Source organism: Anaerobacillus sp. 63XJN7_5_ISO-PGPR-S23-430 (genome assembly GCF_056173695.1).
On record NZ_CM149686.1, the window covers coordinates 1,851,192 to 1,866,387 of the forward strand.

Here is a 15,196-nt window from a genome sequence, read left to right on the forward strand (position 1 = left end):
ATAGGTGCCAGTGGTACCTTCCACCTTTTTTTTCGTTACCTTTACGCATTTTTAAGAAGGAGGAACAATTGAATGGACCAGGATTTAAACATAAGAAAAGAACGTCTCCAACTGCTCCTTCAACAAATATCGATTCCTGATAAATTCGTTGATTATTTTAGAGATGGGTACATTTCGAAATTAACTGTATACAAAGAAACGAGAAAATGGCATTTTGATTTTCATTTTCCAGACGTTCTTCCGTTTCATGTATATGAACTATTTCGCAGTCGTCTGCAAGATGGATTAAAGCACATCGCTACAGTGACTTACGGAATCTCCACAGATAGTGGAGGAAATGAAGAATTAGCAATGGCATACTGGGACAATGTCGCTGAACTGATGAAAGAGCATTCGGCATCCCTAACAGCTGTATTGAAAAGTCAAACGCCTAAAATAAGTGGAAATAAACTTATTGTAACGGTTCGTAATGAAACGGAAGCTGCAATCGCAAGACGAAAGCTATCTGGTCCTTTGTCAGAATGTTATACGCACGCTGGATTTCCGAAGTACATGCTTGAAGTAGAAGTTAAGGCTTCTGAACAGGATTATCAAAAATTTGTTGAACAAAAACAACAAGAAGATCAATCTAAAATGATGGAAGCCTTGATCGAAAAAGAAAAGGCAGATAAATCTTCAAGTAAAAACGTTCCAGATTCTCTTGTCATTGGTTACAAGATCAAAGAAGATCCAGTACCAATCGAAACTATTCAGGACGAAGAACGACGCATTGCTGTTCAAGGTTATGTCTTCCATGCTGAAACGAAAGAGCTTAGAAGTGGACGAACGCTATTAACGTTTAAAATAACGGACTACACGGATTCAATCCTTGTGAAAATGTTCTCCCGCGATAAAGAAGATGTTCCGATTTTAGAAGCAGTAAGAAAAGGAATCTGGGTGAAAGTACGCGGTGGGATCCAGAATGATACGTTTGTACGCGATCTTGTTATGATCGGAAACGATTTAACTGAAATCAAACCTGATTTACGAGTAGATGAGGCGCCTGAGGATGAAAAGCGTATTGAGCTACATGCTCACACGCAAATGAGTCAAATGGACTCCGTCAGTTCAACAGGGGAACTGATTACACAAGCAGCTAAATGGGGACATCCCGCTATCGCCATTACGGATCATAATGTTGTACAGTCATTTCCCGATGCATATGCAGCAGGACAAAAGAACGGTATAAAGGTTATCTATGGTTTAGAAGCAGACCTTGTCGATGATGGGGTACCGATGGCATACAATGAAGCTGATCGTGACCTTGAAACGGGTACTTACATTGTTTTTGACGTGGAAACAACCGGACTTTCGGCTGTTTATAATAAAATTATCGAGTTAGCAGCAGTGAAATTGAAAGATGGAGAAATCGTTGATAAGTTTGAGCGATTTGCTAATCCGCATCATCCTCTTTCCTCAACAACCATTGAACTAACGGGGATTACGGACGATATGGTCATGAACGCCCCTGAAATTGAAGACGTCTTAAAAGACTTCCACGAATTCATGGGAGATGACATTCTTGTTGCTCACAATGCTAGCTTTGATATGGGCTTCTTGAATGTAGGGTTACGTAATATTGGGTTAGGAGAAGCAACAAATCCAGTAATTGATACCCTTGAGCTTGCTCGTTTTCTCTATCCGGAAATGCGAAACCATCGCTTAAATACGCTTTGTAAAAAGTTTGATATCGACCTTACTCAGCACCATAGAGCGATTTATGATGCGGAAGCAACAGGGTATTTGTTGTGGAAATTGGTGAAAGATGCACTTGAGCGTGAAATTACAAACCATAATATGCTGAATGATAATATGGGGCAAACTGGTTTCCAACGTACGCGTCCATCGCACACGATCATATTGGCGCAAAATGACGTAGGTTTAAAAAACTTGTTCAAGCTCGTTTCCCTTTCTCACATTGATTATTTCTACCGAACTGCACGTATTCCTCGTTCTAAGCTTGAGAAATACCGCGAAGGTCTGCTGATCGGTTCAGGCTGTGACAAGGGTGAAGTTTTTGAAGGGATGATGCAAAAGTCACCTGAAGAAGTAGAGGACATCGCGAAGTTTTATGACTATCTGGAAGTGCAGCCGCCACAAAATTACATGCATTTAATCGAGAAAGAACTTGTTCAAGATGAAATGGCGTTGCGTGAAATTATTGGTAAGATTGTTAAGCTTGGTGAGAAGTTAAATAAGCCAGTCGTCGCTACTGGTAACGTTCATTATCTCGAGCCAGAGGATCATATTTATCGTAAAATTCTTATTAAAGCACAGGCGGGTAACCCATTAAATCGCCAAACGTTACCTCAGGTTCATTTTAGAACGACGAACGAAATGCTTGATTGCTTCCATTTTCTTGGGGCAGATAAAGCGAAGGAAATTGTCGTACAAAAACCACAGCAAGTAGCCGACATGATCGATGACATTAAACCGATCAAAGATGATCTATTCACACCTCGAATTGAAGGTGCCGATGAAGAAATGCGTGAGATGAGCTATAACATGGCTCGAAGCATTTATGGTGATGAACTGCCAACAATAGTGGAAGAGAGACTTGAAAAAGAGCTAAAAAGTATTATTGGCCATGGATTCGCCGTTATCTACTTGATTTCTCATAAGCTAGTTAAGAAGTCACTAAACGACGGCTATCTCGTTGGTTCACGTGGGTCTGTAGGTTCTTCATTTGTTGCCACTATGACTGAAATTACTGAAGTGAACCCATTACCACCCCATTATGTTTGTCCATCTTGTAAGAAGTCACAGTTCTTTGATGACGGTTCTGTAGGATCAGGGTTCGATCTTCCAGACAAATCATGCGAAGATTGCGATGTACCTCTTACAAAAGACGGACATGATATACCGTTTGAGACGTTTCTTGGGTTTAAAGGTGATAAAGTACCCGATATTGATTTGAACTTCTCCGGGGAATATCAGCCGCGTGCCCATAATTATACGAAGGAACTGTTTGGAGAAGACAATGTATTCCGAGCAGGAACAATCGGTACAGTCGCTGAGAAGACGGCGTACGGTTATGTAAAAGGATATATGGGAGACCATGACCTTCACTATCGAGGGGCTGAAATTGATCGTCTCGTGTCGGGGTGCACAGGAGTAAAACGTACCTCTGGGCAGCATCCGGGTGGTATTATCGTAGTACCTGATTATATGGACATCTACGATTTTTCACCTATTCAGTTCCCAGCAGATGATAAAACATCCGCATGGAAAACAACCCATTTTGATTTCCATTCGATCCACGATAATCTGTTGAAGCTTGATATACTTGGGCACGATGATCCTACGGTTATTCGTATGCTTCAAGATTTAAGTGGAATTGATCCGAAAACCATCCCAACAGATGACGCTGAAGTGATGAAGCTCTTTAGTGGAACGGAATCTCTTGGAGTGACACAGGATCAAATTATGTGTAAAACAGGAACTTACGGAATCCCAGAATTCGGAACACGATTCGTTCGTCAAATGCTAGAAGATACGAAACCTAGTACATTTTCTGAGCTCGTTCAGATTTCAGGTCTTTCCCACGGTACTGATGTGTGGTTAGGTAATGCACAGGAATTGATTCAAGCTGGTACTTGTAACCTTAGTGAAGTAATTGGTTGTCGTGATGATATTATGGTTTATTTGATCTACAAAGGCCTTGACCCGTCCCTCGCATTTAAAATTATGGAGTTTGTGCGAAAAGGGAAAGGATTGCAAGAAGAGTGGGTAGCTGAAATGAAGAAACATGATGTGCCGGACTGGTACATTGATTCGTGCTTGAAGATCAAGTATATGTTCCCGAAAGCTCACGCAGCAGCATATGTGTTAATGGCTGTTCGGATCGCTTACTTCAAAGTTCACCATCCAATTCTTTTCTATGCAGCATACTTTACCGTAAGAGCCGATGACTTTGACATTGATACGATGGCGAAAGGATCCAACGCGATTCGCGCAAAAATCGAAGAAATCAATGAAAAGGGACTTGATGCTTCACCGAAAGAGAAAAACCTATTAACCGTGATGGAGATTGCGCTTGAAATGTCAGAACGTGGCCTCCGCATGCAGAAAGTAGATCTTTATCGATCAAAAGCGGCTGAATTCGTAGTCGATGGAGATTCGCTCATTCCTCCATTTAATTCTCTTCCGGGAGTAGGGACGAATGCAGCGATCAATATTGAAAACTCCAAAGAAGCCGGTGAATTTTTATCAAAAGAAGATTTACAGCAGCGAAGCAAGATTTCAAAGACTGTACTTGAGTACTTGGATGATCATGGATGTCTTGAAGGACTTCCAGATGCGAATCAACTCAGCTTATTCTAATGAGGCGCATTCGCTTCTCTGTTGAATTGGTTATATGAGTATGGTATAGTAATTGTGGAAATACTAGTGAATACACACGCGACGGAAGAGTGGGGCTATCCCACTCTTTCGTTTTCGATTGGGACCCTGCTGTACAGGATCAGAAAGGAGGACAACCAATGAACGAAAATGTGATTACGGTTACTGAAGAACTAGTAAAACCAATAGTAGATGAAATGAACTTGGAACTTGTAGATATAGAATTCACACAAGAAGGCAAGAATTGGTTTCTCCGTGTCTATATCGATTCTCCTCGAGGCGTTGATATTGAGGAGTGCGGGATAATTAGCGAAAAGCTAAGTGAACAGCTTGATAAACAAGATCCAATTACACAACCATACTTCCTTGAAGTTTCTTCACCTGGTGCAGAACGTCCGCTCAAAAAACGTACGGACTTTGAGAAGGCAGTTGGCAAGCAAGTCTATGTCACAACCTATGAACCATTCAATGGTGAAAAGAGCTTTGAAGGTGTACTTTCGGACTTCAATGGAGAAATGGTTGTTATTGATCAGCGAGTGAAAACAAGAATTAAAAAGGTAGAATTACCTTATGAAAAAGTAGCAAGCGCAAGGCTTGCGGTTGTTTTTTAATTAAAGGGGAGAATGAAAAATGAAGAGTAGTGAGTTATTAGATGCGCTAAATATTCTTGAAAAAGAAAAGGGCATCAGCAAGGATATTATCGTTGAGGCGATTGAAGCAGCGCTTATCTCAGCATATAAGCGAAACTTCCATCAGGCGCAAAACGTTAGAGTTGACTTTAATCAGGATACAGGTTCGATCCGAGTATTCGCTCGAAAAGATGTCGTAGAAGAAGTGGAAGATTCTCGTCTTGAGATTTCACTTGAAGATGCGAAAGACATTGATCGCCAATATGAATTAGAAGATATCGTAGAAATTGAAGTAACGCCTCGTAATTTCGGTCGTATCGCAGCTCAAACAGCGAAGCAAGTTGTTACTCAGCGTGTCCGTGAAGCAGAACGTGGGATCATATTTAGCGAATTTATTGAACGCGAAGACGATATCATGACAGGAATTGTTCAGCGTCAGGATCATCGTTTTATTTATGTTGACCTCGGTCGTATCGAAGCACTTCTCCCTGCAGGTGAACAAATGCCGAACGAAACGTATCATTCCCATGATCGTATCAAGGTATATGTGACAAAAGTTGAAAAAACAACCAAAGGGCCACAGGTGATGGTTTCGAGAACTCATCCTGGTCTTCTTAAGCGTTTATTTGAACTTGAAGTACCGGAAATATTCGATGGAACGGTTGAAGTAAAGTCCATTTCTCGAGAAGCCGGGGATCGTTCAAAGATTGCGGTTCACGCAGAAGATCCTGAAGTTGATCCGGTTGGCTCATGTGTAGGACAGCGTGGTCAGCGTGTACAAGCGATTGTCAATGAGCTTAAAGGTGAGAAAATTGATATCGTAAGCTGGTCTGAAGACATAGTTGCATACGTAGCAAATGCACTAAGCCCTTCAAAAGTACTTAAAGTAAATGTAGACGAAGAAAATAAAATGACTCAAGTTATCGTACCTGACTATCAGCTTTCACTTGCAATCGGGAAGCGTGGCCAAAACGCACGTCTTGCTGCGAAGCTGACTGGATGGAAAATCGATATTAAGAGTCAATCTGAAGCGGAAGAGCTTGGCATCTATAGTGCTGATGAAGCTCCTCTATTCGAAGAGAATGACGCGGAAGATTCTGAGCTAGATTAAGCAAGATCAGGAGAGGTGTCCATCGTGCAAAAACGTAAAATTCCGATGCGGAAATGTGTCGCCTGTCAAGAAATGAAGCCTAAAAAAGAGCTTGTTCGAATCGTTCGTTCGCCTGAAGGGGTTATATCGATCGATCAAACGGGTAAAAAGAATGGACGGGGCGCATACCTTTGCAATAAAGAAGAGTGTTTCGTACTTGCTAAGAAGCGAAATTCTTTAGCGGCTCATCTAAAAGCAGAAGTGACGGAAGATATTTATGCTGACCTCGCAGAATCGCGGTCAAATTAAATGAAGAATAAGAATTGGGAGTCACTGTTAGGACTCGCTCAGCGCGCTGGCAAAGTCGTGTCTGGAGAAGAACTTGTGGTGAAGGAAATTCAGCGCAAGAGCGCAAGACTCGTATTAGTTGCGAGCGACGCATCTGATAACACAAGAAAGAAAATAACGGATAAAGCAACTACTTATAAAGTCCCAGTATGTTTTGTAACAGGGCGCTATGAGCTTGGACATGCAATTGGCAAAGTTCAACGAGTCACGATAGCCGTTACTGATGCAGGGTTTGCGAAGAAGCTCCACGCAATGCTCGATCAATAACTCGGGGGTGATCGTATGAGTAAGATGCGAATTCATGAATATGCAAAAGAACATAATACTACTAGTAAGGATGTTATCGAAAAGTTAAAAAGCATGAATATTACGGTAAACAATCATATGTCTGTGATTGATGATCAGGCCATTGATAAGCTTAATAACGATTCGAAACAATCCAAAAAGGGAAGCGACAAAAACAGTATGGAAAATAAAAACAATCGAAACAACCCAAAAGCAAATGCAAATCAAAAGAATAGCAAAAGCGCACCAAATAACCGTCGCGGTGGACGTCGTCCAAACCGCCGTGGAAAAGGACAGCCGCCTAAAAACACGGCTGCTCCAAGAAGACTGCCTTCTAAAGTAACTTTCATTGGTTCATTAACAGTTGGACAGCTTGCTGAAAAGCTAGGTAAAGATGCTTCTGAACTGATCAAGAAGTTAATGGGTCTTGGTGTTATGGCAACCATTAATCAGGAACTAGATAAAGATACAATGGAACTTATCTGTGATGATTATGGTGTAAAAGTGGAAGAAGAAGAGCTATTTGAAGTAACGGATCTTGATAATTACACTAGTGAAGATGAGGACGGAAAGCTTATTGAACGTCCTGCAGTTGTTACAATCATGGGGCACGTTGACCATGGTAAAACAACGCTACTAGACGGAATCCGTGATACAAAAGTAACGCAGGGTGAAGCTGGTGGTATTACGCAGCACATCGGTGCTTACCAGATCGAAGAAAATAACAAAAAAATTACGTTCCTTGATACTCCTGGACACGCTGCATTTACAACAATGCGTGCACGTGGTGCAAAAGTAACAGATATCACGGTTCTAGTTGTAGCAGCTGACGATGGCGTTATGCCACAAACGGTTGAAGCTATTAACCATGCGAAGGCAGCGGAAGTGCCAATTATCGTTGCTGTTAATAAGATGGATAAAGAAGGAGCAAATCCTGATCGCGTGATGCAGGAACTAACAGAGTATGAACTTGTTTCTGAAGCATGGGGCGGAGATACAATTTTCGTTAACCTTTCTGCCATTAAGCGTGAAGGAATTGATAATCTTCTTGAAACGATTCTATTGATTTCTGAAGTAGAAGAATTTAAAGCGAACCCTAATAAGCTTGCTACAGGTACAGTAATTGAAGCACAGCTAGATAAAGGACGCGGGCCAGTTGCAACACTTCTTGTTCAAGAAGGAACGCTTAAAGTCGGTGACCCAGTTGTAGTCGGTAACACATTTGGTCGTGTTCGTGCTATGGTCAACGATCTTGGTAAGCGTGTTGAAACAGCTGCACCTTCTACTCCTGTAGAAGTGACTGGTTTAAGTGATGTACCAAATGCTGGAGATCGCTTTGTAGCATTTGAAGACGAGAAGACAGCACGTCAAGTTGGTGAAGCACGTAATCAGCAGCAAATTGAAGCTCAGCGTAAAGAATCTTCTAAAATGAATTTGGATGATTTATTTGAAAAGATTCAGCAGGGCGATGTGAAAGATATCAACATTATCGTGAAAGCTGACGTACAGGGATCTGTTGAAGCACTTGCTGGCTCACTTCAGAAGATTGAAGTAGAAGGTGTTAAAATCAACATTATTCACACAGCTGTTGGTGCGATCACAGAGTCAGATATTATCCTTGCATCTGCTTCTAATGCGATCATTATCGGATTTAACGTACGTCCAGATTCAAATGCGAAGAAAGTAGCTGATTCTGAGCAAGTAGAAATTCGCTTGCATCGCGTGATCTATACAGCGATTGAAGAGATTGAATCTGCAATGAAAGGAATGCTTGATCCAGTTTATGAAGAAAAAGTGATTGGTCAAGCTGAAGTACGTGAAACGTTTAAAGTTTCTAAAGTAGGTACAATTGCAGGATCTTACGTAACAGAAGGTAAAATCACTCGTAATTCGGGCGTTCGTGTCATCCGTGACGGAATTGTCGTATTCGAAGGTGAAGTGGATACATTGAAACGCTTCAAAGACGATGCGAAAGAAGTGGCAAAAGGGTACGAATGTGGTATTACGCTTACAAAATTCAATGACGTTAAAGAAGGCGACATCATTGAAGCGTATATTATGGTTGAAGTAAAGCCTAAGTGATTGGATATGTAGAATGTGAATGCATCATTTATGATGCGCAATCCTTGAAGGAAAAAAGATCTGTGCTTCAGTCGGTTATTAGCCGTCTGAAGCATTATAATCTCTCTGTTTCTGAGCTTGACAGCCAGGATTTATGGCAACATACCGTTATTGGTATTGTTACAACGGCTTCAAGCAAAACGGCATGCGAGCGTGAGCTCCAGCGTGCCGTCTCATTGATTGATTCACGTCCTGATATCGAACTCACTCGAGCAACTTATGAGTGGCTTTAGGAAAGAAACGAGGTGTAACGATGAGTAATGTTCGCGCAAATCGTGTTGGTGAACAGATGAAGAAAGAACTTGGTGATATAATCAGCAGGAAGATTAAAGACCCGCGCGTAGGTTTCGTTACAGTAACAGCTGTTGAAGTTACGAATGATCTACAGCAAGCAACGGTATTTATTACTGTCCTTGGTGATGAAGAGAAGAAAGAAGCTACCCTGAATGGTCTTGCGAAAGCAACTGGATTTATTCGTTCTGAAATAGGGAAACGCATTCGTCTTCGCAAAACACCGGAAATCTATTTTGAATTTGATGAATCGATCGATTATGGTAACAAAATTGAACGACTTCTTGCAGATTTAAATCAAGCGGATGAGTAGAAACGAAGGGATAGGCAGGAATGTCTATCCTTTCTCTATGTCATCAGATTGAAAGGAGGAAAACAATGAACGGCATATTACCACTAAAGAAACCAGCTGGAATGACGTCTCATGATTGTGTAGCGGTTACTAGAAAGCTATTAATGACAAAAAAAGTTGGTCATACAGGAACTTTGGATCCAGATGTAACAGGCGTTTTACCACTATGTATCGGCAGAGCAACTAAAGTGGCCCAGTATATGACGGATTTTTCTAAAACGTATGAAGCAGTGATTACACTAGGGTTTTCAACGACGACGGAAGATGCGTCTGGAGAGAAAGTGGAAGAAAAGAAAGTAGACAAACTGCCTTCAACTAACGATATAGAAGAAGCACTTGCTGCGTTTCGAGGTGAGATCGAGCAAGTTCCCCCAATGTATTCTGCTGTCAAAATTAACGGCAAACGACTTTATGAGTATGCTTTTAAAGGAGAAGTGGTGGATCGTCCATCTAGAAAGGTAACGATTCATGACCTAGAGTTAATTGGAGAGGTAACGCTTGAAGAAGGAGCGGTCTCTATCCCTGTACGTGCCACGTGTAGTAAGGGGACATATATTCGAACACTTGCGGTTGATATTGGAGAAAAGCTAGGTTTTCCAGCTCACATGTCGTCTTTAATTCGGACAGCGTCCGGCCCATTTAAGCTAGAAGAATGTTTGACATTTGATGAGATAAAACAGATGATAGAAGAGGAAACGCTATCTCTTTTTCCTATGGAATACGCTCTTTCTGCTATGCCATCCTTTACTGTTGATTCTGCGCTAGAAGAGAAGCTCCAAAATGGCGCTGTGCTTCCTCAGTTGGAAGAGATGACAGAGAATAGACTTGTTATGTACAATAGGGACGGAGAAGCAATTGCAATCTATCAAAAACATCCTGAGAAGCCGGGCTTAATGAAGCCTGAAAAAGTGTTTTCGAGATGAAGTTAGAAGGTGAAACCGTTGAAAACAATTTATTTATCGCATCCTCATCAGTTAAAATCTGAACATCCTGCCGTCATGGCGCTTGGATATTTTGATGGCATTCATCGCGGCCATCAGAAAGTAATTTCGACTGCGAAAGAAATCGCTGATGATAAAGGCGTAAAGTCAGCAGTTATGACGTTTTATCCCCATCCATCAGTCGTTTTGGGGAAGTCTACACCTCAAACAGAGGCCATTACACCACTTGATGATAAAATTGAGCTTATTGAGCAGCTTGGAATTGACGTTCTTTATATCGTGAAATTTGATACAACGATTGCAGGATTAACACCTCAGCAATTTGTTGATGATTATATTATTGCCTTATCAGTTGTTCACGTTGTAGCAGGGTTTGATTTTACATATGGAAGTAAAGGAAGAGGAACGATGGACTCCCTTCCATTTCATGCCCGTAACCAGTTTAGTCAAACGGTGATTGATAAAGTATCTCAACATGACGAGAAAGTAAGCTCTACTTTAATTCGCTCATATATTCGTGAAGGGGCTGTCCAGAACGTGAAAGCCGTTCTTGGTCGGAACTACACGGTGAAGGGCACTGTTGTTCAAGGAGATCAGCGCGGCCGCACAATTGGCTTCCCAACGGCCAACGTCGATCTTAAAGACGAGTATCTCGTGCCAGCTACAGGTGTTTATGCAGTGCGCATGAAAACGGAAGGTAGCTGGATGAGTGGTGTATGCAATGTTGGATACAAACCAACCTTCTATGATGAAAAACCCGATCAGCCGTCACTGGAAGTTCACGTATTTGATTACAGTGGCAATTTGTATGGATCGTCCGTAGAGGTTGAATTCCATCAAAAGATTCGTGGAGAGGTTAAATTCTCTTCTGTTGATGACTTAATTGCCCAAATAGGTCAGGATGCGAAAGATGCAAGAGAAATACTGAAATAGATTTCCCTTGCATTTTAGAACAAAAACCTGTAATCTAATATCTGTACGACAAGTACACAACCTATACTGGGCTATCGAGTCACCGACGTTTGCGCGGTATCAGGGGATTAGAAATTAAGGAGGTGAAACGGATGGCAATCACACAAGAACGTAAGCAAGAGCTTATCACTAAGTTCAAAACTCACGAGAATGATACTGGTTCTCCAGAGGTTCAAATCGCTGTCCTTACTGAGGAAATCAACAATTTGAACGATCATCTACGTTTCCACAAGAAAGACCACCACTCTCGTCGCGGTCTTCTTAAGATGGTTGGTAAACGCCGTAATCTTTTAACGTATCTTCGTAACAAAGACGTTACTCGTTACCGCGAACTTATCAAAGAACTTGGTCTACGTCGATAATGATTCAGAAAAGCGGGATGTTTCCCGCTTTTTTATTAGGTTAAAAATACATAGATTTCTTCCTTTCTTTTTAGAAGCAAAAAGGTTAGGGTATAATAAAAGAAATGATTTTATTGGATGAGAGGAGTTCTCACATTAATGGCACAAGATAAGCAAGTGTTTTCAATCGATTGGGCTGGTCGCGAGTTGTCAGTTGAAATTGGTCAACTGGCTAAACAGGCGAGCGGTGCAGCATTGATCCGTTACGGCGATACAGCCGTACTAGCAACGGTTACAGGCTCTAAAGAGCCGAAAGACCTTCCGTTTTTCCCACTAACGGTTAATTATGAAGAACGATTATATGCAGTAGGTAAAATTCCTGGAGGATTCATCAAGCGTGAAGGACGTCCGAGTGAAAAAGCGATTCTTGCTAGTCGTTTAATTGATCGCCCGATCCGTCCATTATTCCCTGATGGTTTCCGTAATGAAGTTCAAGTTGTCAGCACAGTGATGAGCGTTGATCAAAACTGCTCTTCTGAGATGGCAGCTATGTTCGGTTCATCTCTAGCGCTTGGAATTAGTGATCTTCCATTTGATGGTCCAATTGCTGGCGTTATCGTTGGACGCGTTGATGGGGAGTTTATTGCAAACCCTAATGTTGAGCAGCTTGAACAGAGTGATATTCACCTAACTGTTGCAGGTACTAAAGATGCAATTAACATGGTTGAAGCTGGAGCTGAAGAAGTTCCTGAAGAAATCATGCTTGAAGGTATTCTTTTTGGTCACCAAGAAATTAAGCGCCTGATTTCATTCCAGGAAGAGATCATTGAAGCTACTGGAAAAGAAAAGCGCGAAGTTGTTCTTAAGACTGCAGATAAAACGCTTGAAGCAGCTCTTAGTGAGCAGTACTTATCTGACATTAAAGAAGCTGTAAAAGTGATTGAAAAGCATGCTAGGCAGGAAGCAATTGATGCTGTAATGACGCGTGCAACTGAAGCATATGAAGAAAACGAAGAGTATAGTGCCGATGAAGTGAAATCAATTCTAAATAGCTTCGTTAAGCAAGAAGTTCGTCGTTTAATTCTAAAAGATAAAGTAAGACCAGATGGTCGTGGCGTTGATGAGATTCGTCCACTTGATTCTGAAGTAGGAATTCTACCAAGAACACACGGATCGGGATTGTTTACTCGTGGACAAACCCAGGCACTTAGCATTTGTACTCTTGGTGCACTAGGAGACGTTCAGATTCTCGATGGTCTTGGTACAGAAGAATCTAAGCGATTCATGCATCACTATAACTTCCCGAAATACAGCGTCGGCGAAACTGGACCAATGCGTGGACCTGGTCGTCGTGAGATTGGTCACGGTGCCCTTGGTGAGCGTGCACTTGAGAAGGTTATTCCAACTGAGAAGGATTTCCCATATACGATTCGTCTTGTATCTGAAGTTCTTGAATCAAATGGCTCTACTTCACAAGCAAGTATTTGTGCTAGTACGCTAGCGATGATGGATGCAGGTGTGCCGATCAAAGCACCAGTTGCAGGTATTGCAATGGGACTTGTAAGTGATGGCGAGGATGTAACAGTTCTTACAGATATTCAAGGCATGGAAGATGCTCTTGGTGACATGGACTTTAAAGTTGCTGGAACAAAGCAAGGTGTAACAGCTCTTCAAATGGATATTAAAATTTCTGGCATTAACGAAGACATCCTTCGTCAGGCTCTTGAGCAGGCGAAAAACGGTCGTCTCGCCATTCTTGAAAACATGATGAGTGCGATCAACGAACCTCGTACTGAGCTTTCTGCATACGCACCTAAGATTCTTACAATGTCAATTAAACCAGATAAAATCCGCGACGTTATTGGACCAAGCGGTAAAATCATCAATAAGATCATTGAAGAAACTGGCGTAAAAATTGATATTGAGCAGGATGGTTCGGTCTTTATTTCTTCTACTGAGCAAGAAATGAACGCAAAAGCGAAGAAAATGATCGAAGATCTTGTTAGAGAAGTGGAAGTAGGCACAACTTATCTTGGTAAAGTGAAACGAGTTGAGAAATTTGGAGCATTCGTTGAGCTATTTGCTGGGAAAGAAGGTCTGGTTCACATTTCTGAACTAGCTGAAGAGCGTACAAACAAAGTAGAAGACGTTGTTTCAATCGGTGATGAAATCATGGTTAAAGTGAAAGAAATCGATAAGCAAGGACGCGTTAACCTTTCTCGTAAAGAGATTTTGAAAGAACAGCGTGAACGTGAAGAACAAAGTCAAAAGAGCTAATGAATTCGGCTGAGGCCGAATTCATTTTTTTTTGCTGATTTTTGTTAGCTTATTCTGTTTCCTTTCATTTGGATAAATGTGACCGGCGTTGATTTCATCTAATGCAAACCTTTGTTTTTTGGTAACGAATTGTTTCACGTAAGTTCTAGAGCTTGCCCATCAAACATACCTTTTTTACAAAAGGGGGCAGATGAATGAAGAAATCCTGGATCCAATTTATTGTGTTTATCATGATCTTAGGCGTAGCAGCAGGTTCACTTCAGAACCCCTACACATCAATGTATTTAAGTGATTTGAAAGAACAAGCTACCTTGAACGTGAATGGAAGTCCACTATATGACGAGATTGCTGATGCGAAGGAAAGCATGGATATACCTCCAATTAATGCTGTAATTGATCGTGTTTGGAAAGGAATCCCAGGCTATAATGGTCTGATAATTGATGCAGAAGCTTCCTATGAAAAAATGAAGGGGAAGGCGTTTGATGAGAATCTACTTGTAAAAAAAGAAGTGAAGCCTGATGTTCAGTTAAATGATCTTGAGCCCACTGCAGTCTATAAGGGTAATCCTAAGAAGCCGATGGTCGCCTTTATGATAAACGTCGCTTGGGGAGAGGAATATTTACCTGATATGTTGCAACAGCTTAAGAAATATAGTGTTCATGCTACTTTTTTTCTTGATGGCTCATGGGCGAAGAAAAACCCTGATATCGTTCGTATGCTTGATGAAGAAGGACATGAAATCGGAAATCACGCCTATTCTCATCCTGATTTGAAACAGCTAAGCGACGCCGCTATCCGTAAAGAGCTTGAAGATACAAATCAAGTTATTGAAGCAACAATTGATAAACAACCTGTCGTTTTCGCACCACCAAGCGGAAGCTACGCGAATAACGCCGTTCAAATTGCTGATCAGCTTGGAATGCAAACAGTGCTCTGGTCTGTTGATACCGTGGACTGGAAAAAACCTGCACCACAAGTACTGACAGAGAGGGTGCTCCAAAATGTACACGCGGGTGCTCTTATACTCATGCATCCAACAGAACCGACAGAAAAAAGTCTTGAAGCGTTAATTCGCGGCGTAGAAAAGAGAGGATACCAGCTTGGGACAGTTTCACAAGTGTTAGATTCTAAACGACTTGAGAAAAGATGATAAAATTGTGTCCTTTCT

General features: G+C 41.5%; 13 protein-coding genes. All 13 read left to right on the forward strand.

The window, feature by feature from the left end:
• Positions 1-72 precede the first annotated feature (72 nt).
• The 13 genes from AC0VYJ_RS09980 (at position 73) to AC0VYJ_RS10040 (ending at position 15,178) form a co-directional block, all read left to right on the forward strand.
• On the forward strand, positions 73-4,362 hold the full coding sequence (locus AC0VYJ_RS09980; RefSeq protein ID WP_194221426.1) for a PolC-type DNA polymerase III: 4,290 nt from the start codon (positions 73-75) through the stop codon (positions 4,360-4,362).
• A gap of 158 nt (positions 4,363-4,520) precedes the next feature.
• Complete coding sequence (rimP, locus tag AC0VYJ_RS09985) at positions 4,521-4,991, forward strand: ribosome maturation factor RimP (protein ID WP_475367279.1); 471 nt, start codon at positions 4,521-4,523, stop codon at positions 4,989-4,991.
• A gap of 19 nt (positions 4,992-5,010) precedes the next feature.
• Positions 5,011-6,120, forward strand: a complete 1,110-nt coding sequence (nusA, locus tag AC0VYJ_RS09990) for a transcription termination factor NusA (protein WP_430242654.1) — start codon at positions 5,011-5,013, stop codon at positions 6,118-6,120.
• A 24-nt stretch (positions 6,121-6,144) separates the two neighbouring features.
• Positions 6,145-6,408, forward strand: coding sequence for an RNase P modulator RnpM (rnpM, locus tag AC0VYJ_RS09995; protein WP_276511843.1), 264 nt, complete (start codon positions 6,145-6,147; stop codon positions 6,406-6,408).
• Positions 6,409-6,714, forward strand: a complete 306-nt coding sequence (locus AC0VYJ_RS10000; RefSeq protein WP_194221429.1) for a YlxQ family RNA-binding protein — start codon at positions 6,409-6,411, stop codon at positions 6,712-6,714.
• 15 nt (positions 6,715-6,729) lie between these two features.
• Complete coding sequence (gene infB, locus AC0VYJ_RS10005; protein WP_430242647.1) at positions 6,730-8,814, forward strand: translation initiation factor IF-2; 2,085 nt, start codon at positions 6,730-6,732, stop codon at positions 8,812-8,814.
• Positions 8,811-9,086, forward strand: a complete 276-nt coding sequence (locus AC0VYJ_RS10010; protein ID WP_226612841.1) for a DUF503 domain-containing protein — start codon at positions 8,811-8,813, stop codon at positions 9,084-9,086. The genes infB and AC0VYJ_RS10010 overlap by 4 nt, the downstream gene beginning before the upstream one ends.
• 20 nt (positions 9,087-9,106) lie before the next feature.
• Positions 9,107-9,457, forward strand: a complete 351-nt coding sequence (rbfA, locus tag AC0VYJ_RS10015; protein WP_098443391.1) for a 30S ribosome-binding factor RbfA — start codon at positions 9,107-9,109, stop codon at positions 9,455-9,457.
• 65 nt (positions 9,458-9,522) lie between these two features.
• On the forward strand, positions 9,523-10,419 hold the full coding sequence (gene truB / locus AC0VYJ_RS10020; protein WP_194221432.1) for a tRNA pseudouridine(55) synthase TruB: 897 nt from the start codon (positions 9,523-9,525) through the stop codon (positions 10,417-10,419).
• An 18-nt stretch (positions 10,420-10,437) separates the two neighbouring features.
• The gene (gene ribF / locus AC0VYJ_RS10025; protein WP_475367280.1) at positions 10,438-11,370 is read left to right on the forward strand and encodes a bifunctional riboflavin kinase/FAD synthetase; all 933 of its coding nucleotides are present in this window, start codon (positions 10,438-10,440) and stop codon (positions 11,368-11,370) included.
• Between the two features lie 131 nt (positions 11,371-11,501).
• Positions 11,502-11,771: a 30S ribosomal protein S15 gene (gene rpsO, locus AC0VYJ_RS10030; RefSeq protein WP_048309782.1), complete on the forward strand. Its 270-nt coding sequence runs from the start codon at positions 11,502-11,504 to the stop codon at positions 11,769-11,771.
• A gap of 138 nt (positions 11,772-11,909) precedes the next feature.
• On the forward strand, positions 11,910-14,027 hold the full coding sequence (locus AC0VYJ_RS10035) for a polyribonucleotide nucleotidyltransferase (protein ID WP_303531297.1): 2,118 nt from the start codon (positions 11,910-11,912) through the stop codon (positions 14,025-14,027).
• Positions 14,028-14,221: 194 nt separating this feature from the next.
• Positions 14,222-15,178: a polysaccharide deacetylase family protein gene (locus AC0VYJ_RS10040; protein WP_475367281.1), complete on the forward strand. Its 957-nt coding sequence runs from the start codon at positions 14,222-14,224 to the stop codon at positions 15,176-15,178.
• The last annotated feature ends 18 nt before the right edge of the window (positions 15,179-15,196 follow it).